22 protein-coding genes are annotated in these 26,286 nt (G+C 40.2%); 9 read left to right on the plus strand and 13 right to left on the minus strand.

Features of this window, described 5'->3' with window-relative positions; translation table 11 throughout:
- Positions 1–88 precede the first annotated feature (88 nt).
- Entirely contained in the window at positions 89–1,990 is a 1,902-nt protein-coding gene (locus R3E32_00385) for a T9SS type A sorting domain-containing protein (protein MEZ4883158.1), read from the plus strand.
- A gap of 359 nt (positions 1,991–2,349) precedes the next feature.
- Here R3E32_00385 and R3E32_00390 read toward each other — a convergent pair whose 3' ends face one another.
- The 7 genes from R3E32_00390 to R3E32_00420 form a co-directional block, all read right to left on the minus strand.
- The gene (locus R3E32_00390; GenBank protein ID MEZ4883159.1) at positions 2,350–3,009 is read right to left on the minus strand and encodes a Vps62-related protein; all 660 of its coding nucleotides are present in this window, start codon (positions 3,007–3,009) and stop codon (positions 2,350–2,352) included.
- A gap of 127 nt (positions 3,010–3,136) precedes the next feature.
- On the minus strand, positions 3,137–3,580 hold the full coding sequence (locus tag R3E32_00395; protein ID MEZ4883160.1) for a hypothetical protein: 444 nt from the start codon (positions 3,578–3,580) through the stop codon (positions 3,137–3,139).
- A 106-nt stretch (positions 3,581–3,686) separates the two neighbouring features.
- Entirely contained in the window at positions 3,687–4,064 is a 378-nt protein-coding gene (locus R3E32_00400; protein ID MEZ4883161.1) for a VOC family protein, read from the minus strand.
- Positions 4,065–4,152: 88 nt separating this feature from the next.
- Positions 4,153–6,528 carry a WG repeat-containing protein gene (locus tag R3E32_00405; protein MEZ4883162.1) on the minus strand — a complete coding sequence of 792 codons (2,376 nt, stop codon included), beginning with the start codon at positions 6,526–6,528 and terminating at the stop codon, positions 4,153–4,155.
- An 18-nt stretch (positions 6,529–6,546) separates the two neighbouring features.
- On the minus strand, positions 6,547–7,326 hold the full coding sequence (locus R3E32_00410) for a class I SAM-dependent methyltransferase (protein ID MEZ4883163.1): 780 nt from the start codon (positions 7,324–7,326) through the stop codon (positions 6,547–6,549).
- A 176-nt stretch (positions 7,327–7,502) separates the two neighbouring features.
- Positions 7,503–8,513: a patatin-like phospholipase family protein gene (locus R3E32_00415; GenBank protein ID MEZ4883164.1), complete on the minus strand. Its 1,011-nt coding sequence runs from the start codon at positions 8,511–8,513 to the stop codon at positions 7,503–7,505.
- Between the two features lie 8 nt (positions 8,514–8,521).
- Positions 8,522–9,157: an ATP-binding cassette domain-containing protein gene (locus R3E32_00420; protein ID MEZ4883165.1), complete on the minus strand. Its 636-nt coding sequence runs from the start codon at positions 9,155–9,157 to the stop codon at positions 8,522–8,524.
- Between the two features lie 171 nt (positions 9,158–9,328).
- Between R3E32_00420 and R3E32_00425 the strand changes: the two genes are divergently transcribed.
- Positions 9,329–10,477, plus strand: coding sequence for an MFS transporter (locus R3E32_00425; GenBank protein MEZ4883166.1), 1,149 nt, complete (start codon positions 9,329–9,331; stop codon positions 10,475–10,477).
- Position 10,478: 1 nt separating this feature from the next.
- Here the strand turns inward: R3E32_00425 and R3E32_00430 are convergent, their stop codons facing one another.
- Entirely contained in the window at positions 10,479–10,601 is a 123-nt protein-coding gene (locus tag R3E32_00430; protein MEZ4883167.1) for a hypothetical protein, read from the minus strand.
- Between the two features lie 61 nt (positions 10,602–10,662).
- On the opposite strand from R3E32_00430, the gene R3E32_00435 reads away from it, so the two are divergent.
- The 6 genes from R3E32_00435 (at position 10,663) to R3E32_00460 (ending at position 19,208) form a co-directional block, all read left to right on the plus strand.
- Positions 10,663–12,636, plus strand: a complete 1,974-nt coding sequence (locus R3E32_00435) for an FGGY family carbohydrate kinase (GenBank protein MEZ4883168.1) — start codon at positions 10,663–10,665, stop codon at positions 12,634–12,636.
- Between the two features lie 312 nt (positions 12,637–12,948).
- Positions 12,949–14,283, plus strand: coding sequence for a xylose isomerase (xylA, locus tag R3E32_00440; protein ID MEZ4883169.1), 1,335 nt, complete (start codon positions 12,949–12,951; stop codon positions 14,281–14,283).
- A 379-nt stretch (positions 14,284–14,662) separates the two neighbouring features.
- Complete coding sequence (locus R3E32_00445; GenBank protein MEZ4883170.1) at positions 14,663–16,276, plus strand: sodium:solute symporter; 1,614 nt, start codon at positions 14,663–14,665, stop codon at positions 16,274–16,276.
- A 298-nt stretch (positions 16,277–16,574) separates the two neighbouring features.
- Positions 16,575–18,059: an FGGY family carbohydrate kinase gene (locus tag R3E32_00450; protein ID MEZ4883171.1), complete on the plus strand. Its 1,485-nt coding sequence runs from the start codon at positions 16,575–16,577 to the stop codon at positions 18,057–18,059.
- A gap of 91 nt (positions 18,060–18,150) precedes the next feature.
- Positions 18,151–18,513: a VOC family protein gene (locus R3E32_00455; GenBank protein ID MEZ4883172.1), complete on the plus strand. Its 363-nt coding sequence runs from the start codon at positions 18,151–18,153 to the stop codon at positions 18,511–18,513.
- 11 nt (positions 18,514–18,524) lie between these two features.
- Entirely contained in the window at positions 18,525–19,208 is a 684-nt protein-coding gene (locus R3E32_00460; GenBank protein ID MEZ4883173.1) for an alpha/beta hydrolase, read from the plus strand.
- 4 nt (positions 19,209–19,212) lie between these two features.
- Here the strand turns inward: R3E32_00460 and R3E32_00465 are convergent, their stop codons facing one another.
- Complete coding sequence (locus R3E32_00465) at positions 19,213–19,818, minus strand: Uma2 family endonuclease (protein ID MEZ4883174.1); 606 nt, start codon at positions 19,816–19,818, stop codon at positions 19,213–19,215.
- 270 nt (positions 19,819–20,088) lie between these two features.
- Here R3E32_00465 and R3E32_00470 point away from each other — a divergent pair, with 270 nt between their 5' ends.
- Complete coding sequence (locus R3E32_00470) at positions 20,089–22,605, plus strand: DNA topoisomerase 3 (protein ID MEZ4883175.1); 2,517 nt, start codon at positions 20,089–20,091, stop codon at positions 22,603–22,605.
- A gap of 24 nt (positions 22,606–22,629) precedes the next feature.
- On the opposite strand, the gene R3E32_00475 is transcribed toward R3E32_00470, so the two are convergent.
- Genes R3E32_00475 through R3E32_00490 form a run of 4 tightly spaced genes read right to left on the minus strand, consistent with a single transcriptional unit; the run spans position 22,630 to position 26,094 of the window.
- On the minus strand, positions 22,630–23,250 hold the full coding sequence (locus R3E32_00475) for a hypothetical protein (protein MEZ4883176.1): 621 nt from the start codon (positions 23,248–23,250) through the stop codon (positions 22,630–22,632).
- A gap of 12 nt (positions 23,251–23,262) precedes the next feature.
- On the minus strand, positions 23,263–24,183 hold the full coding sequence (locus R3E32_00480; protein MEZ4883177.1) for a hypothetical protein: 921 nt from the start codon (positions 24,181–24,183) through the stop codon (positions 23,263–23,265).
- 17 nt (positions 24,184–24,200) lie between these two features.
- Positions 24,201–25,112 carry a hypothetical protein gene (locus R3E32_00485; protein ID MEZ4883178.1) on the minus strand — a complete coding sequence of 304 codons (912 nt, stop codon included), beginning with the start codon at positions 25,110–25,112 and terminating at the stop codon, positions 24,201–24,203.
- Positions 25,113–25,131: 19 nt separating this feature from the next.
- The gene (locus tag R3E32_00490; GenBank protein ID MEZ4883179.1) at positions 25,132–26,094 is read right to left on the minus strand and encodes a hypothetical protein; all 963 of its coding nucleotides are present in this window, start codon (positions 26,092–26,094) and stop codon (positions 25,132–25,134) included.
- Between the last annotated feature and the right edge of the window lie 192 nt (positions 26,095–26,286).

Genomic DNA, 26,286 nt, shown 5'->3' on the forward strand with positions numbered 1-26,286 from the left:
GTTGTCAATTTTCGGAGATAAACCGTAGAAAATGTAATTTTTATTGAAGTAAAACTATTGTATTTTTAGGGCATCAAAAATCAATCTTATGAAAAAAATGTATTCCTTGTTGACAGTTATTTTGATAGTATTTTGTTCTACTTCAAATGTTTATGCTCAGTGTGAACAGTTTGCATCTGCGGTGGCGAACTTTGCGAACTCGAATGTGGGCGAAGTGCTTTGTGATGGTGCAGAAGGTTGTGATGCAGGTGGTTTTGAGATTACAGGTTTTGAAGTGTGGCTCAATGAGGCCTATTTGTTGGGAAAATTGTATCCTGGTGCTGAATACGTTTTTGATATTTGTGAGGGTTACGATGCCAATAATTGGCGGGCAGAATTGACTGCATTGGAGTACATCAACAGCGATCCGCCAATGGTGGTCTCGGGTACAGTGATGGCTTCGGCGAAAGATTGTCAATTGGTTTTCACCGTTCCAACGAGCTATACCGAGCCTGTGGATGTGATGGTCATTATTTCGGAAGAGGGTAGTTGTGGAGGAGACTTGGTGCAGATAGACAATGGTTTTCCTTATTTCGGTTGTGGTGTAAATGGCGGACAACCTTCTTGTGAGCCGGTCATTGAAGGCTGCGACAATCCGCCAATGGTTGAGATTTTTAGCAGTGAATGCGACGAGGAAGGAATGTTTGAATTGGAGTTTGATGTCACTTTTGGAGGGGCGAGTAGTTATACGGTGATAGACAGTTTGAATGGGTATTCGCAGGTTTTGACGAGTGCAGGAACAGTGGTTTTAGGGCCTTACGAAGGAGGTGAAATACCTATTTGGGTGATAGATACACAAAATGCTGACTGCAATTTGTTTTATGTATTAGGAGATTATTGTCCTGTTCTCTGCAATGTGATAGCAGATGGCAGCTTTGAAGAAGGCGGCAATGCGTGGGTAGAATTTGAAGAACCGAATCAACCTGATGCCAACATCATTGACAACACGATTCCGATGGTGGGCAATTTTTCGGCTTATTTGGGAGGCTACCAAACGCAGCAAATTACCCAAATTTCGCAGCAGATAACAATGCCACTTACTGGCAGTGCCACATTGAGTTTTTACGGCTTGTTTTTCTGTGCAAGCGACAACGATAACTTCAAGGTCTTGGTGGACAATGTGCCTTTATTGGATGTGTTTGGCAGCAACGATGCGCTTTGCAGTGCACTCTATTTTCAGCGTTTTGAAGTGGATTTGAGCTCTTTTGCAGATGGCAATGCCCATACGATTCAATTTAGTTTGTTTGGTGCTGGAGGTGGTTTGACCGCTTTCTTTCTAGACGATGTGCAGTTGAATGCTTGTGCGTGTATTGCGAATGGGGGAACGCTGCAGATACCCACCGAAACGACTTTGTGCGCCGATTCTGCTGATGATTTTCGAGCGCAAACAAATGGGGATGAATACATTGGAGGGGCTTCTGCTTATTTGTTTTTGTTGGCGGATGGGGATGGAAATATTGCCGCAAAAAGTGCAACGGGCAGTTTTGACTTCAACAATGTGGCATCGGGTGAATATGAAGTGGTGGGTTTGTCTTTGAAGGTGGAAGATGTGGTGGAGGTGCAGGCATTGACTTCAATGGGCGAAATCGAAAACCGCATTCAGTTTGGTTCTTTGTGTGCCGATTTGACCGAGACGACCTATATGCTTGCTTACGATGCAGATTGTGTGGGTATTGAAGACTTGAAGTTGCAAAGGGAGTTTGAGATTGCAGCGATTCACCGCTTGTCGGCAACGGATTGGAAGGTGGATTTTTTGAGTGAAAAACAGGTGAATTTGCAGGTGATGTTGTACGATGTGAATGGTCGTTTGCTGCAAAACCAGGCAGTTATGGCTGTAATGGGGGAAAATGGATTAGAGTTAGCTTTTCCTTCAATGGGGAGTGGGGTTTATGTGTTGATGCTAACAGACGGAAGGAAGTGGGTGAGTGAAAAATTTGTGGTGATGCAGTAGTGTGTGTTGAATATTGTTATTGTGGATGAACTGTAATTGAAGGTTATTTCACTTTTCGATATAAAGGCTTCATTATTTGAATGTTAAAATCGAAAGTATAAGTTCAAGGTAAAAAAATAACTCCCCGATTTTTGTGCTGTCCTTCCCTCTTTATAGAAAGGGAATTTCAGTCGGGAAGCTATTTTTTCTAAGCAATGGCACTAAAAAGTAAGCACACATTTTTGAAGCGTTTTCTTAACTTTATTTTGTGGGTTAGCCATTACTGTTCGCCCAAAAAAAATCCTTAGCTCAAGTAAAAAATATTAAATTTCAAAATATTTATACATTTAATAGTTTGTATTTTGAAGTTAAATCCCCACTTACCATCCAGTTTTGAGTGCATAACAAACTTCTGAGCGGGTCAATTGATTGTAAGAAGCATGACCACAAAAAGAGCCTGAAGGAATTGTACCCGAATGACTTACCGCTTCAATTGCCCAAAGTGCAACATCCATATCTCCACCTGAAGCTCTATCTGTCCAAATAGGTTGTCCAATGACCGCAGGAACTACTAAATTTTCTCTCACACATACCACATCGGTAAGTGAGGGTTTGTTGTACGAACTCATCGCTACTGTTCCCAAAGCCTTGTAACCTGCTGGTGGAATCGGTATCCAAAAAGAAGCATCTTGATCACCGCCTGTACCGTTGTCAGCATAAAATCGTTGGTAATCCACAGGATGCGCTAAAGCCGTTGGGTCTATCGCTCTGACAACTGGCATGGATTCAGTAGGTGCATCGTAACCCGCTTTGGCATAATGTCCCAAAGCATGGTAGCCCGATGGTAATTGAGGTTTCCAAATCGAAAGATCTTCTTCCGCTCCCGTTCCTCGATCAGAATAAACGTGGTCAAAGTTATTGACATACATTACACCAATTACATCCATTTTTAAAACGTCTTCTTGTGCATTTGCAGATGACACATTCAAAAATAGGCCCAAAACAAAAAGACAGGTTGCTACAAATTTTACTTGATTCATGAGGTGTATTTTTTTTTTGATAAAAAAATGATTTCAACGATAGATTTCGTTGCTTACACTCAAGAATCTGAAAAAAGAGGTAAGGCGTTACAAGATTGGAGAGATTTATTTTTGGAAATTACATTTTCTATGTTTCATTTGAATTCAACTCAACTTTTAGAGGTTTCAATCCCAATATTTTTTGAAACCCATCTGTAGCTTCAATTACTTTTTTCCATGCTTCAATACTCTCACAGTCCATAGACCAAATATTAAATTCTTCTATTTCGCCAATTGATTTAGGGTCAAAGTAGAGTGTCACTCCTATTTGCAACAATTCATCATTATTAGGAATTTCGAGTTGGCGGGTGAGGTTAAGTTCAAAATCCCCACCTGTACCATCCCAATCAAAAAGCTCGTACTGAAAAAGCAGCATATCTTCATCCTCATATCTCACTTCTTTTTTGACTTTAAATGTCTGAAAAAATGAAATAAATATATCCAAAATTTCTTGACAACCTTCCATTCCTCCAATCTCATGCTTTAGCAATTCTTCCAATTTCTCCAAAGGAATAATCTCAACTTTTTTCATCAGTAGACACATTTATTATCAAATATTTATGCTCTAAATTAGCCTGTCAACTTCTTTCGGTCAAAGTCCAAAAAGTATTGAAGGAAAAAAGCCAGTACCCATTCTCTTAATGTCCTGCTGAAGTTATCCACCAAATATTTCCAAAAGAATCTTTTACACCGCAAGTTCGACCATAATCCTGATCTGATAACTCCATCACAGTTGTTGCATCCAAATCAATCGCTTTTTGGTAAGTAGCATCTGCATCAGGCACATAGACAAACAAATTGGCGGTTTGAGGCAGCCAATCAGTCGTTGCTTCACAAAACATAATGGTGCTACCATTGATTTGAAGTTCGGCGTGCATGATGGTGATTTCGTCAGGTCGCATCCTTTTGAAGTTCAGTGATGCACCAAAAACCTCTTGAGCAAACTTGATAAAATCTTCAGCCTTATTGACCATCAAATAAGGCATAACAGCTTGGTGATTTTCAGGAATATTCATTTGATTTCTTTGATTTTGTAGGTTTGATTCCATTGTTTTTTTGAAAACGCTTGCTTTCTTCAAAAGTTGAAGAGCAGCCACTGATTTCTTAAAACCCTTCTGCTTTCCACAAATATTCCCCCTTTTCATTGATATATGCCATGTTGCTGCCTTTGATTAATTTGCCGATGCGGTCAGTCGGATACCAGATGATTCCATTCAAATCCATTTCGGTTAGTTTACCATTTTCAGAATGGTATAAGCCAAAAGAATTGTCGTTTTTGACTTGAATCGCACCGTTTTCCAAAAACCATATTTGGTCAAATTCAATCGGCACCTTTACTTGCCCCAAAGTATCAACGATTCCCCATTTTGCATCCATTCGCACCTTAGCCATTCCATTCTCAAAAGCACTGGCATCGTCGTAAATGGACTTGATTATCCATTCCCCATTGCGGTTGATGTAGCCAAATTTACCATTGGTTTTTACCGCTCCAAATCCTTCCGAAAAGTCCTTTGCCCATTCATAACTGGGGTAAATCGCCATGCTGCCCGTTGTGTCAGCATAGCCCCATTTGTTTTTGAAGTAAATCACAGCAAAGCCTTCCGAAAAATCACGAGCCATTAAGTATTTCGGTTCACCCACCAATTTACCCGTTGAGGAGATAAAACCATAGGTGTCTTCCAATTTCACCATTGCTATACCTCCCGAAAAACTACCCGCATCCTCATATTGTGGAACAATCACTGTTTTGCCGTTTGCATCAATAAAGCCCCATTTTTCGTTCACCTGAATCGCTTTAAGGCCCTCATTAATAGGCTTGTACGCATCAGTCTGGATAATTTGGCCAGACTTTGTGATCAAACCTTTGTTTGTCCCAAAACCCACTTCTGCCAACGAACCTTCAAAGTCTTTAGCAGTATCAAATTGTGGTTCGATTACCATTTCCCCTTTGCTGTTAAGGTAGCCATATTGACTATTCATTTTCACTAATGCCATGCCATTTTTGAACTTGGCTACCGACTCCCATTGAAAGTCACCCATTGCAGTTCCTTTTTGGTCAATGAAACCCCATTTACCGTTTTGCATCACACCCGCTTTCCCTTCTGAAAAAGAGGCAACTTTATCAAATTTTGGGACGATTATCACCGTGCCTGTTTTGTCAATAAAACCCCATTTACCATCTACTTCAATGGCTGCCAAACCTTCCGAAAAAATGTCAACTTTGTCAAATTGGGGCGCAATCGTCAAGTCTCCTTGGGAATTCACAAAACCCCATTTACCATCTACTTCAATGGCTGCCAAACCTTCTGCAAAATCGCCCACTTTGTCGAACTGCGGCTTCAAAATCACCGTACCTGCTGCATCCATAAAGCCCCATTTGTCAAAAGACATCGCCTTTGCCAAACCATCATTGAAGGAAGTCGCAAAATCCAATCTCGGCAAAAAGACCCACTCACCTTTTGTATTGATAAAACCATAGCGGTTGTTGTCACGAACAGCTGCCATCCCTTCAGAAAAGTAATCCACCGTTTCAAATTGCGGCTCAATGACAATCAGGCCTTTAGAATTGACATAACCCGCTTTCCCATTCTGCAATATGGGTGCAAATCCTTCTTTGAAGTCGAGCGCATCATCAAACTGTGGTTCTATTTCTATTTTGCCTTTGTAGTTGATGTATCCCGCTTTTCCGTCCACATAAATCGTTGCCAATCCTTCCGAAAAACTCCGTGCGCTGTCATATTGAGGGGTAATCACCTTCAATCCGTCTGTGTTGATGAAGCCAATTTTGCTGCCTTCTTTGACGACTGCTAATCCTTCCGAAAAATCCAAAGCAGCCGCAAATTGAGCTGGGATTTTCAATTCTCCCGATTCATCAATAAAGCCATATTTGTTGTCTATCAAAATTTTAGCCAAACCATCTTTGAAAATAGGTGGATAAGGAAAATCAAATTGCGGGAAAACAAGCATACTTCCTTTTTTGTCAATGAATCCCCATTGCTGCGAATTGGGTAGCTTTACCGATGCCTTTCCTTCCGAAAAATCACCTACTTCCATGTAGGTTGTAGGTATGATTAAGTTTCCAAGTGAATCAATGAAACCCCACAAATTTTGGTCATTTTGAACGGCAGCCATTCCGTCACTAAAATCCTGTGCATCCTTGTATTGTGGCGTTACAACCACTTCTCCTTTTTGGTTGATAAATCCCGTTTTTCCTTTCTCCACGACACTGGCCAAACCTTCTTTGAAAGTGCCAAACTTCAAATACGGCAAATTCAATACCCACTGTCCGAGTGGGTCAATAAAGCCGTTTTTGCTACGTGTCAATATGGGATAGAGTTGTTGGCTTGCAGTACTTATTGCAGTTACTTTTTCAGGAATATTTGTTTTTAGGGTGGCTTCTTTTCCGCCTGTGCAGGCTGCTATTGAAGTGAGTAAAAACAACACAAAAAGTTGAATATGAGGATGAATATTTATTGACATGAATTTCGAATCGTTTTTTTAAAAATACAACTGAAAATGCTCTTTGGCTTGTTCTTCTCTAAAAAAAACAATGCCCAATCGGAACAAATCTATGGTGAGGGTCACTTTGGGATGTGCTTTGACGGAAGCCCATGCTTCTTGCATTTCTTCTGACCAATTGATGTCGTCAAAAACCATGATTGTATTGTTGTGAATATATGGTAAACACCGGTTGAGGTATTGTAGAGTTGGCTCTTTTCGGTGATTTCCATCCATATAAATGTAATCCAATTGTCCAATTTCAGCCAATGTAGTTGGCAGCATTTGTTCAAAAGTTCCGACTTTGGTATAGATGTTCTTCAATTGCATCAAATCGAAAGTCTGCCGAGCGATTTTTGCAGTATTGGGACATCCTTCAATCGTGTAAACTTTGCTTTTGGGGAGTGCAAGTGCATGGTAGAGTGTGCCGATGCCGAGTGAAGTTCCCAATTCGAGCATGGTTTTGGGTTCAAAATAATGCACCAAACGAAACAATAACTGCCCTACTTTTTCGGGAGCAGCTGCGTTTTTGGCAATTTCGGATATCTGCCTTCGTTCTGAGGCTTCCGTATTTTTAGACCCTGCGCCGTAGTCTTTCACGTCAATGATATGGTGATTTTGAAGCAGTTGACTCCTCACATACTCTATATCGCTGAAGGCATAATAATCTCGTTTGTCGAAAATTACCTCTTCTGCAAGTTGATATACAAACGGAGAATGAAGGTAGTACTTCGACTTTGCCTGACGCAAGTATTGAAGGTAACGGTATATGGTTTGCATTTTATTCACCTTGCAAATATAAAAACAAAAAGGCTCGCAAGGGGAAAATCTTACGAGCCTATATTAACTAAACCAATTACTAAAATGACATTACAAACTTTTTCTCTTCACAATGATGTAGTATATACCAAAAGCTTGCCAAATTGTTCATTTGAATTGAAAAAAAAGCTTTTTGTTTATTTTTTAGACCAGATACTATCCCAACCCATTTGTATGGTTTTGAACAAATCCATGCGTTCTTTTTTGGAAATGGTTTGTTGTTGAATCAATTCTTGTTGAGCAACCTCATATCTATTGAGTGCTGCTTCACATTCTTTTCTGCCCAATTCGATGAGTTCTTTGGCTTTGTAAAAATCAAAACCGCCACTTGCGTCCCTCGAAATATTGACCAGAATATCGGGTTTGTAAAGATGAAGGGTATAGTCGGTGATTTTGTCTTGCATTACTTCAATGCTTCTCGTAGTCAATCCAATATAATTCAAATGGTGTTTGACCATGCTCACTTTTGGAAGGTTGTGCAGCCATTTGGAGCGAAACAAAAAATGGCCAGGCTTGCCAGGTTCGGGTATCATATTCAATCTCAAATTATCAGCCTTATCTGCAACTTCTACCACTTGTCTCGGTTGTGGTCCTGACATTCTTGCATTAAGATTGACCACAATAATCAAGTCGTTTTTCTCTTCCAAAATTGGTTCGATAGGTGTAGGATTCAAAATTCCTCCGTCGATTAACTCTCGGTCATGCAGTATTTTTGGAGTGAAAACGGTAGGAATGGCAATCGAAGCACGAACTGCATCAAAAAGACTTCCTCGATTGATCCACACTTCTTGACCAGTATTCAAATCTGCTGCAACAGCGGTATAGGGTATTTCTAAATCTTCAATATTTTTATCTCCACCAACAAGGCTCGCCATTTCTTCAAATAACCTATCTCCTCGTACAAAACCCTGAAAACTAAAGGTGAAATCTATTCGCTTTAACACACCGAATTTGGTCAATCCACAAAACCACTCCTTGAAAACAGCTAACTTTCCCACAGAATACACTGCTCCGACAGCTGCCCCCATTGAAGTACCTGCAATGGCCTTGATTTCGTAGCCTGCTGCTTCAATTGCTTCAATCACTCCAATATGCGCCAAACCTCTTGCGCCACCGCATCCCAATACCAACGATACTGTCTTTTTCATTTTCTTTGTTACATTTTTTTAAAGTCTTCTATCACCAACTTGTTGTCACAAAAATCGTACTCCTTTTCTTGGTTAGAAGCTACGATAACCACTCGATTGTGAGCATATTGCTGCACCAATCGCCGATACCATTCCGTTGCAGTAGCATCTAAATTGGTAGCGGGTTCATCCAAGAGTAGAATAGAACTGTCTGCTAAAATAGCCAATACCAATTTCACTCTTTGTTTCATACCTGACGAATAGTGGCGAATGGCTTTTTTTCGGACATTTGGCAACTCTACTATATCTATGACATCTGCGATACTCAATTGGTTTACAAAAGGTTTGAAGTGAGATTGAAAGGTGAGTAATTCCTTCAAGGAAAATTCTTCAACCAACTCCAAATAGGGAGCAGCCAAACTCAGCGTTTGGTGTATTTTGTTTACTTCAATGGTTTTACCAATTTTATCAGTATAAACAACAGTTCCTTTTGAAGGAGTCAAACTTGCAGCAATGACCTGCAATAAAGTGGATTTTCCAGAACCATTCGCACCCAAAATCGCATAACTTTTCCCCGCTTCAAAGCTTGCTTGCACATCCCTGAATATCCATTCAAAACCAAAACGTTTGGATACTTTCTCTAATTGTATTGTTTGACAAATCATGGTTTTTCTTTGAAATGAAAACCAAAATTAAAACTAAAATTGGTTCAAGGAAACTGCTATGTTGATAAAACTCTTCAAATGTTGGATAAAGAAGCCTAAAAAGTTATCAATTGCATGGCATTGAAATGAGCAGCAACCTCGTACCTTTGCAGTAAAAGTACTTTAAAAAAGATGATTAAAAACAACCGAATAGCTGTTGCTACTTTTTTCTTTGTCAATGGCTTTTTATACGCCAATTGGACGGCAAGGCTACCTGAATTACAATCGTTTTTTGGGGTAAGCAATACAGGTTTGGGTTCGTTGCTATTGGTTTCTGCAATGGGTGCATTGATAGCGATGCCTTTTGCAGGATGGATGACCACACAATTTGGCACCAAAAGAATTACCACATTAGCTGCCCTGATTTTGTGTGCCGTAGTTCCTTTTGTGCCTATGTACGCCAACCTTTTAATTATCAGTTTTTTGTTTTTTACATTAGGCTTGGCTTCAGGCGCAATGGATGTAGCCATGAATGGACAAGCAGTTTTTGTAGAGCGAAAATGGGGAAAACCCATTATGTCGTCTTTTCACGCTATTTTCAGCATTGGAATGGCATTGGGGGCCTTTGCAGGTTCGTGGTTTGCCAATATCCATACAGACTTGACCATACATTTCTTCATTGTTGCAGGAATCGGCATCATTGCTTGTGTTGTAGCAGCCAATTATTTGGTGAAAGATACGCCGTCTTCAGCAGACCTTGCGCTTCAAAAAGAGGACAAAAGTGAAAGCAGTTTTCGATTGCCTACCAAAGCCATTTTACCCTTAGGAATCATTGCTTTTTGTGGCATGACAGGTGAAGGCTCTATGGCAGATTGGTCGGCTATTTTTATGCACAACGAGATTGGTGAAAGTTTGGCTTTCAGTGCATTGGCATTTGGCTCATTTAGTGTGGCCATGACGATTGGGCGGATTTTTGGCGACTACTTCACCGAAAAACTCGGCAAAAGAAAACTGCTGATTTGCGACAGCCTTATAGCCATTGCAGGACTATCCATTGCCCTGATTTTTGCAACTGCTTGGACGACTCTTTTGGGGTTCTTTTTGGTGGGTTTGGGATTGGCAACTGTTGTGCCTATCATTTACTCAGCTGCGGGAAATACGGAGGGCGTTTCGCCGAGTGTAGGAATTGCAATGGCAACAACTATTGGCTATGCAGGTTTTTTTGTAGGCCCTCCCACCATTGGTTTTTTGGCAGATGTATATGGACTTCGGATAGGCTTGTGTTTTACCTTACTGCTTTTTACGGTGATGTTTGGCTTGATTTTGAGATGGAAGGACTAAGCTAATCCTCATAGCCCATTAACCGAAAGAGGTTTTCATCTGCGGTCAGCCAAGCATCTTTTTGGATGAGAGAATAAAAAGACAAAGCCGTTGGATTCTTTTCATTGTATAGAATTTTTGTCAAAAATCAGGTAAAAATACCTATCTTGACGTATTCTTGAAGTATTTAAAACCACAACCTTCAAATGTACTTAATAGGCTATGATATAGGCAGTGACACTGTCAAAGCGGCGTTGATAGATGTAAACAGCCACGAAGTAGTGGGTGTGACCCAATATCCTGAGCAAGATATGGATATTATTGCCCGTCAAAAAGGCTGGGCAGAACAGCAGCCCGAACTTTGGTGGCGCAATGTCTGCTTGGCTACTAAGAAATTATTGGCGACTTACCATATTCTTGCGGGCGATATTGAAGGGATTGGAATTGCCTATCAAATGCACGGTTTGGTATTGATAGACCGTGACCTTCAAGTGCTTCGACCAGCTATCATTTGGTGCGATAGCCGAGCGGTGTCTATTGGTTCACAAGCTTTTGTAGATATCGGAGAAGAATATTGTCTTCACAATTACCTCAACTCTCCCGGCAATTTTACGGCATCTAAATTGAAGTGGGTCAAGGACAATGAACCGACTATTTACCAAAAAATTTATAAGATTCTATTGCCAGGAGATTTTATCGCCATGAAATTGACGGGTAATGTTAGTACCACTATTTCGGGGCTTTCAGAAGGGGTACTTTGGAACTTCAAAGAGAAAAATATTGCAGAGAAGCTACTGCAATATTTTGAAATAGACCCAGAATTGCTCCCCAACATCTTACCTACTTTTTACGAAACGGGCAAAATCACTCCATCAGCAGCCGAACAAACAGGATTGGCAGTAGGCACTCCAGTCACTTACCGTGCGGGCGATCAACCCAACAATGCAGTGTCTTTGAATGTCTTGCAAGGTGGTGAAGTGGCTGCTATTAGTGGTACTTCGGGAGTAGTGTATGGGATTGTTGACCAACCTTTATACGATGCACAATCCAGAGTCAATGCTTTTGCTCATGTCAATTATGAAAACAATTTTGATAGAATCGGAGTGCTGCTTTGTATCAATGGGGCGGGAATGCAATACAGTTGGGTGAAGCATCAAATAGCAAGAGGACAAACGACTTATGCCGATATGGAACGCATGGTGTCGAGTGTGCCAGTAGGTTCAGAGGGTATTTGTATTCTGCCTTTTGGGAATGGTGCAGAACGGATTTTCAACAACCGCAACCTTGAATCCCATATCTATAACCTCGAATTCAATCGGCATACACGAGCACACGTTTACCGAGCATCTTTAGAAGGTATTGCTTTCACCTTTGTTTATGGAATCAATATGCTCAAAGAATTGGGTTTGGAAGTTGATGTCATTCGAGTTGGCAATGACAACATGTTTCAGTCTTCGGTTTTTTCTTCCACCATTGCCACACTTTTGGGGACACCGATTGAAGTAGTTGATACCAACGGTGCAATCGGAGCAGCGAGGGCTTCGGGTGTTGGTAGTGGCACTTATGCTTCTTTGCAAGAAGCATTGAAGAGTATCAAAGCAAGCAAAATATATGAACCCAATTTGAATTATGCAAGTTGCTCACAGGCTTACAATTTTTGGTTTGCTTCGCTAAATAAAGTATTGAATGGACTGGGAAGTGGTGCCGCTTTTACAAAGGATTTGAAACTTCAAAATGACAACTTGAAGAAAGAACTCAATAGCAAAAATAAAGTTTTGTCAACCCAATCCCTTCAATTGGAGTCACAAATAAAACTGATTGACGAATTGGAAGATGCTCTAAGGGGGTTGAAAAAAGAAGTGAAGTCTATTGAAGTCCGAAAAAAGGTCAATGCTTTGATTCACCATATTTCTAACAATAAAGCAGATTCTAGCACTATTGAAGAATACGCCAACTTACTCAACAACGATTTTATTCAACGCCTCAAAGTACAGTTTCCGCAACTGTCTTTTGAAGAATTGAAGATGAGTTTACTCCTGCAAATGAAGCTTTCTACCAAAGAAATCGCCTCTCGGTTGAATCTTTCTACCAGAGGTGCAGAAACCAAAAGATACCGCCTGAGGAAAAAATTTGACTTAGATAAACGAGGTAGTTTTGATGAATTTTTTAGGCAGATTTGAAGAAATAATAGTCAGATATGTTTGACGTAATACTGACGTATTTGTAGAAGTGTTTTTGGAGTAGCCTCAAATTCGGAAAAACACATTTATCTTATTTTCTTTGTGAAAAGCTAAAAATAAAAAAATCATCGAAGATTTTGGGGATAGGAGACGTTTGACGTTTATCCTAAAAATATGGAGGGCTTGAAGGTTAGTTTTTGTTAAAACTATTGGTTTGAATAAAATTATAATACACAAAACTTTTAAGAAAGAACAAACAATAGGAAAGCACCTACTAAAAAACAATAATATTAATTATCAAAAAATATAAATATGAGTTTACATTTGACCCTTGGAGAGAAAGAATATTTTCCCAATATCGGCAAAATCGCTTTTGAAGGAAAAAAATCAGACAATCCGCTTGCCTTCAAATATTATGATGAAAATCAAGTAGTAGCGGGGAAAACGATGAAGGAACACTTCAAGTTTGCGGTAGCTTATTGGCATACACTCTGTAATGTGGGAGGTGACCCATTTGGTCCTGGAACAAAATTGTTTCCGTGGCTAACGGCAAATGACCCGATTCAGCAAGCAAAAGAAAAAATGGATGCTGCTTTTGAAATTATAACCAAGTTGGGGATTCCTTACTATTGTTTCCACGATGTAGATTTGATAGATGAGCCAGATAGTTTGAGTGAATTTCAAAGCAGGTTGGAAACCATCACGGACTATGCCAAAGAAAAACAAGCAACTTCGGGGGTGAAATTATTGTGGGGAACGGCAAACCTATTTTCCAATCCTCGTTATATGAACGGGGCTGCAACGAATCCCGATTTTCACACTTTAGCGTATGCAGGAGCGCAAGTCAAAAATGCACTGGATGCGACCATCAAATTGGGTGGTGAAAACTATGTATTTTGGGGAGGACGAGAAGGTTATATGTCCCTATTGAATACGGATATGAAGCGAGAATTGGATCATTTGGCTACTTTTTTACATGCTTCCAAAGACTATGCACGCAAAAATGGCTTCACAGGTACTTTTTTCATCGAACCCAAACCGATGGAGCCTTCTAAACATCAATACGATTTTGACGCTGCAACTTGTATTGCCTTTCTACGTGAGTACGATTTGATGGCGGACTTCAAATTAAACATTGAAGTAAATCACGCTACTTTGGCACAACATACTTTCCAACACGAACTGCAAGTGTCTGCAAATGCAGGACTTTTGGGTAGTATGGATGCGAATAGAGGTGACTATCAAAATGGTTGGGATACGGATCAATTTCCAAACAATGTGATGGAATTGACCGAAGCCATGTTGGTTGTTTTGGAGTCGGGTGGGCTGCAAGGTGGAGGCGTGAATTTTGATGCCAAAACCCGCCGAAATTCTACCGATTTGGAAGATATTTTCTATGCACACATTGGTGGAATGGATTGTTTTGCAAGGGCTCTATTGGCAGCAGACGATATTCTTCAAAACTCTCCTTACCGAAAAATGCGGGCGAATCGCTATGCTTCTTTTGATAGCGGCAATGGAAAAGCCTTTGAAAATGGAGAATTGAGTTTGGAAGATTTGGCCACGATTGCTGCACGACACGGTGAACCTACTCAAATTAGTGGCCGCCAAGAATTGTACGAAAATATTGTGAATCAGTATGTTTGATAGCTGATGGAAAGATTTTTAAATATAGATTAGGACATCAATAACGAGAGTGGTATTTTTTTCCGAAAAATGCGTTGTGGTTTTAGCAAGTCCATTAGGACTTGAATATTTGTAGAAAAATGCAGGAAGTAATTACAGAACTGCATTCCTTCGGAACAGGTCTGAGTTCAACCCAATTAATTTGAGACGATATTACTGAGGTTCAACTCCTAATGGAGTTGTTACAAACTTTAAATTAATTTTCCACAAATATTTTACTTCTATGGAGTAATAGCACTTGAAAACTGCAGTCTGCCCTGATGAAATGAATTAGGGAGTTAAATCTTGAATACCCCCTGTTATTGATAAAACTCATCATTCAAAATTACAAATAAACACTATGGAACAAACTTTACATTGGTTAGATTGGCTCGTATTGGGTGCTTATTTTGCCGTACTGCTCGGCATTGCCGTATGGGTCATCATGAAAAGAGAAGACAACACGGAGGATTATTTTTTGGCAGGCCGTAATATTGGCTGGTTCATCATCGGTACCTCTATTTTCGCCTCCAATATTGGCTCTGAGCATGTTGTAGGGCTTGCGGGAACGGCTTTTGAAAGTGGAATGCCAATGGCTCATTATGAGCTTCACGCTTGGATTGTGTTGCTTTTGGGTTGGGTATTTCTTCCTTTTTATGCGAGAAGTGGCGTGTTTACCATGCCCGAATTTCTCGAAAAACGCTACAATGCACAAACCCGATGGTTTTTGTCCATCATCTCTTTGATAGGTTATGTGCTCACCAAAGTTTCGGTGACGGTGTATGCTGGAGGGATGGTTATCTCCGCAGTTTTTGGGGTAGAATTTTGGACGGGAGCATTGATAACGGTTGTCATTACAGGTCTTTACACCATTTTAGGTGGAATGAGAGCAGTGGTTTATACAGAAGCATTGCAAGCTGTTGTGCTGATAATTGGTTCTCTTTTGGTCACTTATTTGGGTTTAGCAGAAGTGGGCGGCTGGAGTGGATTGAGAGAAGCCGTGGGCAGCAATCACTTCGATATGTGGCGACCTGCAAGCGACCCCGATTTTCCGTGGACAGGATTGGTTTTTGGCGGTACAATTGTGGGGATATGGTATTGGTGTACAGACCAATACATCGTGCAACGTACTTTGACCGCTCGCAACTTGACCGAAGGAAGAAGAGGAGCAATCTTTGGTGCTTACCTCAAAATACTCCCCATTTTCATCTTTATGGTGCCAGGAATGGTCGCTTATGCACTGGTTCAAAAAGGACAGTTGGAGTTGGCCTCTTCTGACCAAGCCTTACCTGCTTTGATGAAACATTTGTTGCCTGCCGGTGTGCGTGGATTGGTCGTTGGAGGTTTGTTAGCAGCCTTGATGAGTTCACTGGCCTCGGTCTTCAATTCTTGCTCAACTTTGTTTACGATTGACATTTACAAAAAAATCCGACCCAATACACCTGAAAAACAATTGGTGCGTATTGGTCAGATTGCAACGGCTGTGGTAGTGGTATTGGGAATAGCATGGATTCCTGTGATGCAGCGCATTTCTGGCGTTTTGTACCAGTATCTACAAAGCGTTCAGTCCTACATTGCGCCTCCAATTACGGCTGTTTTCTTGCTCGGTATTTTCTTCAAACGCATCAATGCACAAGGAGCAATGGCGACTTTGGTTGGTGGATTTTTTATCGGAGCACTTCGGTTGATTTTGGAGTTGAACAAGGATTCTCTCACTGGATTTGCCCACTCTTTCGCAACCGTCAATTTTATGCACTTTGCAGTATTCATGTTTATTGCTTGTGCGATGATTTTGATTACGGTGAGTTTATTGACCGAAAAACCTTCTGAAGAACAGCTGCGTGGATTGACCTTTGCGACCATTACGCCCGAACAAAAAGCAGCGAATTCGGCTAGCTACAACAAATGGGATATCGTTGCTTCTGTGGTCATTGTATTGATTGTAGGAAGTGTATTGGCGTATTTTACAGGGTGATGATATGTAGTGAAATTGTAAGACGATGTGACGGTGACTTAGATTTATCTCTTCAATCCTATAATCACACCGTCTTACAATTATGATTCTTCATAGAAAAGGTTAGTTATAAACTTTTGAAGTTTTTTTTTCTGAAAGATAGGATTTATTTCGCTCTCTTTCAATTTTTTAGCATTAAACTTAAAAGGTCTTTCACTCCTTACCAACCAAATTTTTAAAGAACCAGAATTATTTATAAAATCAACTTATTACTTCAATCGGATAAGTTTGAGCCTACTTAAAAAAACAATCAATAAATATGTATTTGCTTGGTTACGATATAGGTAGTTCTTCAATAAAAGCTGCTTTGGTGGATGCTGCAAGCGGCAAAGCTCTTGCAGTGGTGCAATATCCCGAAATGGAGATGAAAATTATTGCAGAACAAACAGGGTGGGCTGAACAAGCACCCGAAACTTGGTGGGAAAATGTATGTGTGGCAACTCAAAAACTGCTACATCAAACAGGAATATCTTCCAATAATATTCAAAGCATTGGTATTTCCTACCAAATGCACGGTTTGGTGTTGGTGGACAAAAATCAAAAAGTGCTGCGCCCTTCGATTATTTGGTGTGATAGCCGAGCCGTTGAGGTTGGCAATGAAGCTTTTGAAGCGATTGGTCAAGAGAAAAGTTTGAAGCATCATCTCAATTCTCCTGGCAATTTCACCGCCTCCAAATTGAAGTGGGTCAAAGAAAATGAACCAGATATTTATGCTCAAATGGACAAAATGATGTTGCCTGGCGACTACATTGCCATGAAATTAACAGGTGAAACTTGCACCACGATTTCGGGACTTTCGGAGGGTATTTTGTGGGACTTCAAAGAGAATGAAGTTGCCAAATTGGTCTTGGAGGAATATGGTTTGGATGAAAAAATGATTCCTGAAATTCGCCCAACTTTTTCTATTCAAGGAAAAATGACCCCTGCTGCTGCGACTGCAACGGGTTTGGTCCAAGGAATTCCTGTCACCTATCGAGCAGGTGACCAACCCAATAATGCGCTTTCGCTCAATGTCTTGAAAACGGGGGAAGTGGCTGCAACGGGAGGTACTTCGGGGGTGGTCTATGGCGTGGTCGACAAACCTGTGTATGACCTTCAATCTCGGGTGAATGGTTTTGCCCATGTCAATTATACCAAAGAAAAAACGCAAATCGGGATTTTGCTGTGCATCAATGGAGCTGGGATTCAGTATGCCTGGATGCGGCAACATGCGGCTAAATCGAATATTTCTTATCCCGAAATGGAGGAATTGGCAACGATTATACCGATTGGGAGTGATGGTTTGTCCATTTTACCTTTTGGAAATGGGGCAGAAAGGATGCTAAACAATGCGAATATAGGCTCGCATATCTGTAACCTGCAATTGAACCAACATGGTCAAGCGCATTTGTATCGGGCTGCTTTGGAGGGCATTGCTTTTTCGTTTGTGTATGGCATTGAGATTTTGAAGGAAATGGGCTTGGATTTGAGTATCATGCGTGTTGGAAACGACAATTTGTTTCAATCTTCGATTTTTGCCCATACGATTGCGACTTTGGTGGACAGCCAAATTGATGTGGTCGAAACAACGGGTGCGGTCGGGGCTGCAAAGGCTTCGGGTGTGGCAAGTGGGGTGTATGCTTCTTTGGAAGAAGCATTGAAGGAGGTGACGGTTTTGAGGTCTTATTTGCCGCAAAAGAATGATAGAGAGGCATATCGAGTGGCTTATGTGAGGTGGAAGGGGTGTTTGGAGAAGGTGATGTAAGTTCTACCTCACATAAAAGCATGATGGAAAATGAAAATAAAATCTTATTTTACATTTTATCTCTTGCATTCAAATCAAAATATAAACAACAATGCTCGGACTAAGAACAACCATCTACAAAGTAGCCAACATCCAAAAAGCCACAGAATGGTATTCAAAAGCCTTTGAAGTCGAACCTTATTTCAACGAACCGTTTTATGTAGGCTTCAATATTGGCGGATATGAACTTGGATTGCAGCCCGAAGAAACGCCAACAAACGATAAGGCTGAAGGTGTGTTGACTTATTGGGGCGTATATGACATTGCAACAGAGTACCAGCGATTGATAGATTTGGGCGCAAGCGAACATGAATCTCCTCAAGATGTAGGAAGTGAAATTGTGGTAGCTGCGGTGAAAGACCCGTGGGGAAACATCGTTGGTTTGATTTACAATCCTCATTTTAAACTTCCATAAAAAATCAAAAAATGACCAACTCAATCCTACTACTTCACGGCGCATTGGGCAGCAAAAGCCAGCTAAAAACCCTCAAAATCAGACTCTCCAAAGACTTCAATGTTTATGACTTAAATTTTGAAGGGCATGGCGGCAGACCATCAAACAGGGATTTCACGATGGATGTATTCACCGAAAATGTATTGAAATTTCTCGAAGAAAACAAACTCTCCAAAGTTTCTATTTTGGGTTATAGCATGGGCGGATATGTGGCGTTGACTTTGGCAAAGAATCATCCAAATGTCGTTGATAAAATCATCACCCTGGCCACCAAATTTGATTGGACACCAGCCTTTGCAGCGAATGAAGTGAAGATGCTGAATCCCGATGCGATTGAAGCCAAAGTACCTGCTTTTGCCCAAAAACTAAACGCCCTACATTCACCCAATGATTGGAAAGAAGTCGTCCATAAAACTGCCGATATGATGGTGGGTTTGGGGAATGGTAAAAGGCTACATAATGCAGATTTTCAAGCAATAAACCACCCTGTATTGATTGGTTTGGGAACGCTCGATAAGATGGTGACAAGGGAAGAGTCAGAAATGACGGCAAAATTGTTGCCCAATGCTACTTTCCATGCCATTGAAGGTTTGCCACATTTGATTGAAAAAATGGATGTTGAAAAATTAGTGGGGTTGGTGAGGAAGTTTGTGTGAAGTGTTAATCCTCAAAATCCATCACCGTTTGCGGCATTTCCAAATCACGGATATTTTTGTAAATTTCCGACATGGGCACTTCAATATCCAAACTATGCAATTTCACCGATTTATCCAAGCCAATAGTGGAAGACATCCGCCAATAAGAAGCATCTTTTCTATACATCGTATCTACAATCGGTTGGTCTTGGTCAATCAATACATACTCTTTGAAGGAAGGCAAAGAACGGTATTTGCGAAATTTCTCTCCTCGGTCATAACTCCCAGTTGATTTAGACAATACTTCTACAATCAAAATAGGGTTGGCTATGGATTCTTCGTGTTCTCCTGTTTCTATATCCCCACAAACAACCGTAACATCGGGATAAAGATAAGAATTGGCTTTCTCAATATACACCTTTGCATCGTTGTTGAAAACAATGCATGTTTTATTTTCCTCATTGACTTTCGCCATAAGTGCAAAAAAAGTATTTCCGCCAATAATACTATGATTCAAAGAACCACCAGACATCGCTCGGATAAATCCATCCAAATATTCGTGCTTAATCCCCGTAGATTCTTCTACTTCAATGTATTCCTTTACCGAAAGTTTCTCGTAATTTTGTTTCAATACCTCCATATCTAAAGATAAAAATGTTTGCTAATAAAGATGGAACAAAGGAAGGGAAAGTTTGGTTTCTAAGGTACAGCTTTTGAACAGGAACTTTTAGATTGAAAAGAACGCTGTAAGGAGTGTATTTCTATGCTGCAATGAAAATAATTTTAGAGTTTGAGGTGACATCTTTGAGGAATCGAAAAGGTGTAATCTCAAACTCGATGGCAAGATGTCACCTTTTCATGCTTCAAAGATTACACCTTACCATCTTAAAAAACATCCCAAATGAAACTCTGCATCGCCGAAAAACCCAGTGTTGCCAAAGAAATTGCCTTCATTCTCAATGCCAAATCTCGAAAAGATGGTTATTTTGAAGGCAACGGCTATGCAGTCACATGGACATTTGGACATTTCTGCACCCTCAAAACGCCCGATGACTACCGACCCGATTGGAAACAATGGCGTTTGGAAAGTCTGCCGATGTTGCCCGAAAAATTTGACATCAAGCTCATCAACAACCCTGGTGCTAAAAAACAATTCAAGGTCATCCAACAACTGTTGAAGCAATGCGATTCGGTCATCAACTGCGGCGATGCAGGACAAGAAGGTGAACTGATTCAACGATGGGTATTGAAGCAGGCAAAATACAATGGCCCTGTGCAGCGATTGTGGATTTCGTCTTTGACCCCAGAAGCCATTCGTGCGGGCTTCAACAATTTGAAGGATGCTCAACACTTTGACCGATTGTATTTTGCAGGAAGCGCAAGGGCGATTTGTGATTGGATTTTGGGTATGAATGCCACCCGATTGTACACCTTGAAGTACGGAGGTTACAAACAAGTTTTGTCTATCGGTCGAGTGCAAACGCCCACCTTGGCACTATTGGTAGAACGCCACAAAGAAATCGAAAACTTTGTGCCAACGCCTTTTTGGGAACTGCAAACGGTCTATCGTGAGGTGACATTCAATTGTGAAAAGGGACGTTTTTTGAAGAAGGAAGAAGGGGAAGTATTTTTGGAGCAAGTCAAAGACAAGCCTTTTGTAATCACCTCTTTCACCAAAAAGAAAGGGCGAGAATATCCGCCCAGCCTCTACGATTTGACCAGCCTGCAAGTGCACTGCAACAAGCGATTTGGCTACACTGCCGAAGACACCTTGAAGATTGCCCAAAAACTCTACGAAAAAAAGGTCATCACCTATCCTCGTGTCGACACCACTTATTTGCCCAACGATGTGTATCCCAAAGTGCCACATACATTGGAGCAAATGACCGACTATGATGCCCTCATTGCCCCCATTTTGGCGAAACAACCGCTGCGGAAATCAGGCAAGGTTTTCAACGACTCCAAAGTGACCGACCACCATGCCATCATCCCAACGGGCATTCAAAAACAGTTGATGCCCAACGAACAAAATGTATATGATGCGGTTAGCCGTCAATTCATTGCAGCTTTTTATCCCGATTGTATTGTGTCGAATACGACGGTTTTGGGTGAAGTAGATGGGGTGAAATTCAAGGCAACGGGCAAGGAAATTTTGGAGGAGGGTTGGCGGGTCGTTTTCCCCAAACCACCCCAAAAACAGTCTTCCAATACTTCAAAAAAAGACGGCAAAAAAACAGAAGAGGAAAATCTCATGCCGACCTTCAAAAAGGGGGAAACGGGGCCGCATGAACCCAATTTGGCAGAAAAAGTGACCCAACCTCCAAAGGTCTATTCGGAGGCAACTTTGCTGAGGGCGATGGAAACGGCGGGTAAAAAAGTGGACGATGAACAACTGCGAGAACTGATGAAAGACAACGGCATTGGTCGTCCTTCAACCCGTGCGAACATCATCGAAACCCTCTTCAAACGCAAATACATTGAACGCCATAAAAAACAAGTCCTCCCCACCGAAGTTGGCATTCAACTCATTGACACCATCCAAAACGACCTCCTCAAATCTGCTGAACTGACGGGTCAATGGGAGAAACAACTGCGTGAAATCGAAAAAGGTACATACTCTGCCAAAGTGTTTATCAACAACATGAAAGCAATGGTTGAAAATTTGGTGAAAGAGGTGAAAACGTCCAACACGCAAGTTCAAATTCAAAGCTCAAATTCAAGCGCAAGAGGTGGTAAAAACACCAACTTCAAAGGCCGTGATACCTTCAAAGAGAAAAAGCCTACTTTGGCTCCGCCAAAGAAAACTCAAATTCAAGATTCAAATTCAAAAGCGAAAAAGTCAAAAACAATTGCTGCAAAAGGTTCGAATGCTATTGTGGGTTTGACCTGCCCCAAATGCAACAAGGGTAGTTTATTGCAGGGAAAAACGGCTTATGGCTGCAATCAGTGGAAATCGGGCTGCAATTTTCGCCTTCCTTTTTCCTTCAAAAACAAAGCAATATCCGAAAATCAGTTGGCTCGATTGATTGCTCGTGGCTCAACGGTTCAGTTGAAGGGCTTTGAAGAAAATGGGGCGAAGGTGAATGGTCGAATTGTCTTGGATGATGATTTTCAGTTGGTTTTTGAAGCGAAAGAAGGCGGAAAGTCAAATATAAAATCAAGTTCAAAACCAATATTGGTTGAAGAATCTATTGTAAGAACGTTACCAAAACCCAAGCCGCCGACCAAGGAAGTTCCCGATGAAATCGCTTGCCCAAAATGCGGTAAAGGGCAGGTTATCAAAGGTAAAATGGCGTATGGTTGCAGTCGTTGGCGAGAAGGGTGTGATTTTCGGTTTGCGTTTTCGGAGGTGCGGCATCAAGCGAACGGGCAGAAATTGACGAAGGGATTGGTTTGGAGGATATTGAATGGGTTTTAGAGTATAGATAAACGCATTGAACAACTACTCAACCACCTCAATTTCAACAGTATTGCTTTGAAGTTCAATTTTTGGAACTTGCATTAAAAGTTTATTCAATGTTTTTAAACTTTTTAACCCTTCTGCTTTTTCGCCCAATCCCAGTCCAAGATAATCTTTAATGTTATCAGAATTGGTGGAGTAGTGAAATGTGATTTTGTAAGTTCCAGTATTTCTAAAATTTTCAACCCTTCTTAGTTCAAAACTATCATAAAAATTATACCCGTTCCCTTTACTTAATGGATTAAAGGACCCTCCTGACGGGACTTGTACAAAGTCTTCTACTTTTAAATTATTCATCATTCCGCAACGTCCAAACCAGTCCAATGAATCAACTTGGGGTTTTTCGATGGTATAATAACAAAATGGCATTCTCCACTTCTCTTCAGAACCGTCCAAACTCCCTATCAAATAAACATCCTCTCCACTGTTATTCACAATGGCCACTTGCAATTCAGGCACTTCTCCCAATGAATACATTTGTTTAGAAGCGGTTAAAACACATTCAAAATCACTGGAAACTGGTTTTTCAGTTTGAGTTTGAGCTTGAACTTGACAAAAGCCAAAAGACAAGAACATTGTGAATATAGTTACTATCGGGTTCATTTTGTTGTACTTTTATTTTGGAAGAACGGTGTATTCGTGGGTGAAGGGGTAGATTTTGGTTTCTCCAAATGCCCCTTTGGTAATCAACTCACCTTCTAATGTATGGATTCCCAAGCGATCTGTTTTGATTTTGTAGGTTTCTACGTCAATTCTCCCATCTGCTAATGTATCGGTTCCAATCATTATTCTACCTTGTAAGGGTATTTTCTGAGCCAAAAATATGTTTGCTGTAAGTGTATCTCCTTGTTGAAGGTTGTTGGGTGCAATGATTGACACATCATAAAGATTGTGGTGACAAGCTAAAATAGGCATCTTTCCCCATAAGAGTACCACAAGATTACTTTCTATCAATCGCAAATCATTCCTAAGTTTTGCAGCATAGGCAAGATAACTGTCATCCGTTTTTATGTCTTGGTATTGGTTCCATAAAATTTGTTTATCTGCTTTAAAAGGCAGCGAATAGATATGTTCAATTGTATTCAAATCGTTAGAGTCAATTGTGCTACTATCTAATTGGTTATTCAATTCCTCCAAAGATTGCAGTATTAACTGATGGTGTTTTTGGATAGAATTTTTTACCTCCAAATCATTTTGTACCGCACTTTTTGAAACCAATCTGCTATTTATCGCTTTAATGATTTCGCTCGTTTTAGCACGTATATCCAAGGCACATTCTACAAACTCATTTCCCCATCCCAATTCCCAAACTTCTTTTGACATTCTATCCAAAGTTCTACCTGTATTGCTGTTGATTGAAGTACTGTATTTTGTCTGATAATGAGTGATAATGCTTGTCAAATCCTCTTTTTGTTGCTGACATTGAAGCGATTGAAAATAGGAATGTCCCAACAATCCAAGAATGACCAAGCCCTGCAATGCCAACAATTGCAGCGAATATTTTTTGAGTTTTTGAAGGAAATAAGTGCGAAGCATAAGCTGTTTTTTGTGGTTTAGTTGCATTTTGGAACTACATTATACTCATAAATAAAGGGCAATTCTTGTTCTCCTTCAAAACTTGTCCTCCAATAAATACAACCTTCAATGCGTTGTTTCCCAATTTTTTCTGCTTTCAATTGATATTGAGCAACTCCATCTGCATTCAAGAACATTTGTTCTTCTCCCACAAAAATTCTTGGTCTATACATCGAGGATGCTTCATCTAAAAATATATCTGCTTCGAGCATTTCTCCTATTTGGAGAGTTTTGGCAGAGGGAATGACATGGGCATAGTACTTAGTATAAAAATTATCGCAGTAATGTATTTTTGCCTTCACAAATTCAATGGCAGACTTAGAAAAACTCATCAGGGCATTTTCCAATAAGTTTAGATTTAGATTGGAACTAACCGAACTGCAACAAAAAGTGTTGTTAGCTTTTTGAATCGCTAAGTCCATCTTACATTGACTGTATTTCGATGCTTCCCTAAAAGCCTTTCTGTCCATTTCGTCAAAATCAGGGTATTGAAGATTGGATTTAAAAAGTTGCATTTCTACCTTCTCTTGAAAGTCCTCTAATTTCTGTAACACTTCATCTGTCCTAAACCGTTTCCCGTTTTGAAGACCTCTTATTTCACTATGGTATTTATTTGCCAACTCCACAATTATTTTCGCCTTTTCTAAATGGTCAAAACCTCTCTTTTCTTTATCCACTTTTTCCTCGAAACTTCTCAATTTATCATTCATCATTTCCTCCCATTGAAGGTTATCTACGGTCATAAACTCCTCTATTTGATTTTGTAAAGCCTTGTTTTGAAGGTGTTGGAATTGAAGGAAGAACAAACAAATCATGAAAACTACAAACTGCAATACCAACAATTGCAGTGCATACTTTTTGAGTTTTTGAAGGAAATAAGTGCGAATCATAAATTGTGTTTTTTGTGGTTTAGTTGCATTTTGGGAGGACGGTGTATTCATATTGAGAAGTGTAAGTACGTGTTTCGCCTGTTCGGTTTTTGGTGGTTATCGAAGCTTCAATGGTATGTGTACCAACTTCTTTGGCTTCTACTTTATAGGTAGAGTTACCATTTGGCTTGCTCTCCAAAATTTTGCCATCAGTACGTACAGTTTGAGGAATAAATTCTGCTTGTTGCAGTAATGCGATCTCCGCTTCAAAAACTTCTCCCTCATGTACTGATTGACTAACAGGTAAAACATTCACAAAATTCAAATCCCATATCACTGTATGAAAAGATACCCTACCCAAGATTGATTTTATTTGATTTTGAGCATAATTCAATACAATATTTTCTGCCATTTTCAAAGATAACTCTATTTGCCAGAAAGATTCAAAAGGTTGAGACAGTCCAATCTTGTCAAATACATCTTGCTTAAAATAACCTTTTTCATTTACAGATTTCCAATAATCCAATCCAATCACCTGCTCCATTTGGCGTGCTACGGCTTTCATTTCCGTTTGAAAACGTATGAGCAATTCAGTAATTTCCACATTCCATTTGTTATCATTTGCGAATTGCAGCATTACTGTTTCTTTCTGTTCAGGAGTTAAGTCAGAAAAAATCACACGGTCATTCATTTTTACTGTGAATCTATCTAATTCTTTGCGATATTCACTGGTAATTTCCCAAATCACATTTGCTCCTTTTATAAAATCTTCTCCTCTTCCCTCCTTCGATATCTGATAATTAAAATAGCTTAGATCATGCTGCAATTCATTCGAACGGTTTTGATTAGTGTCTTCCAATATCCAAACATACCCCTCCAAATTAGGCATTTTTCGCTCAGAATATTTCTGATAAACAACTAAGCCCAAAAAAGCAAACAATTGAAGTACCACCAAACTTGGTGCAGCTTTTCGAAACTTTCGGTGAAAATAGGTGAGTAGCATAGAAGAATACATTTTGTTGATTGTATGTATCAAAACGGAGACTACTACTTAAAAAGTATAGAAAGTGTTGAAAATAAAAAAGCTCCAACACCTTCAAATAAAAATGTCTTCTTCAACATAAAATACAAAAAGGACTTTCAGCCGAAGCCCAAAGTCCTGTTCATTCTTGAGAGTAGTATAAGACAATTTTGA

This window comes from Chitinophagales bacterium, assembly GCA_041392475.1.
Taxonomy (GTDB): domain Bacteria; phylum Bacteroidota; class Bacteroidia; order Chitinophagales; family UBA2359; genus JAUHXA01.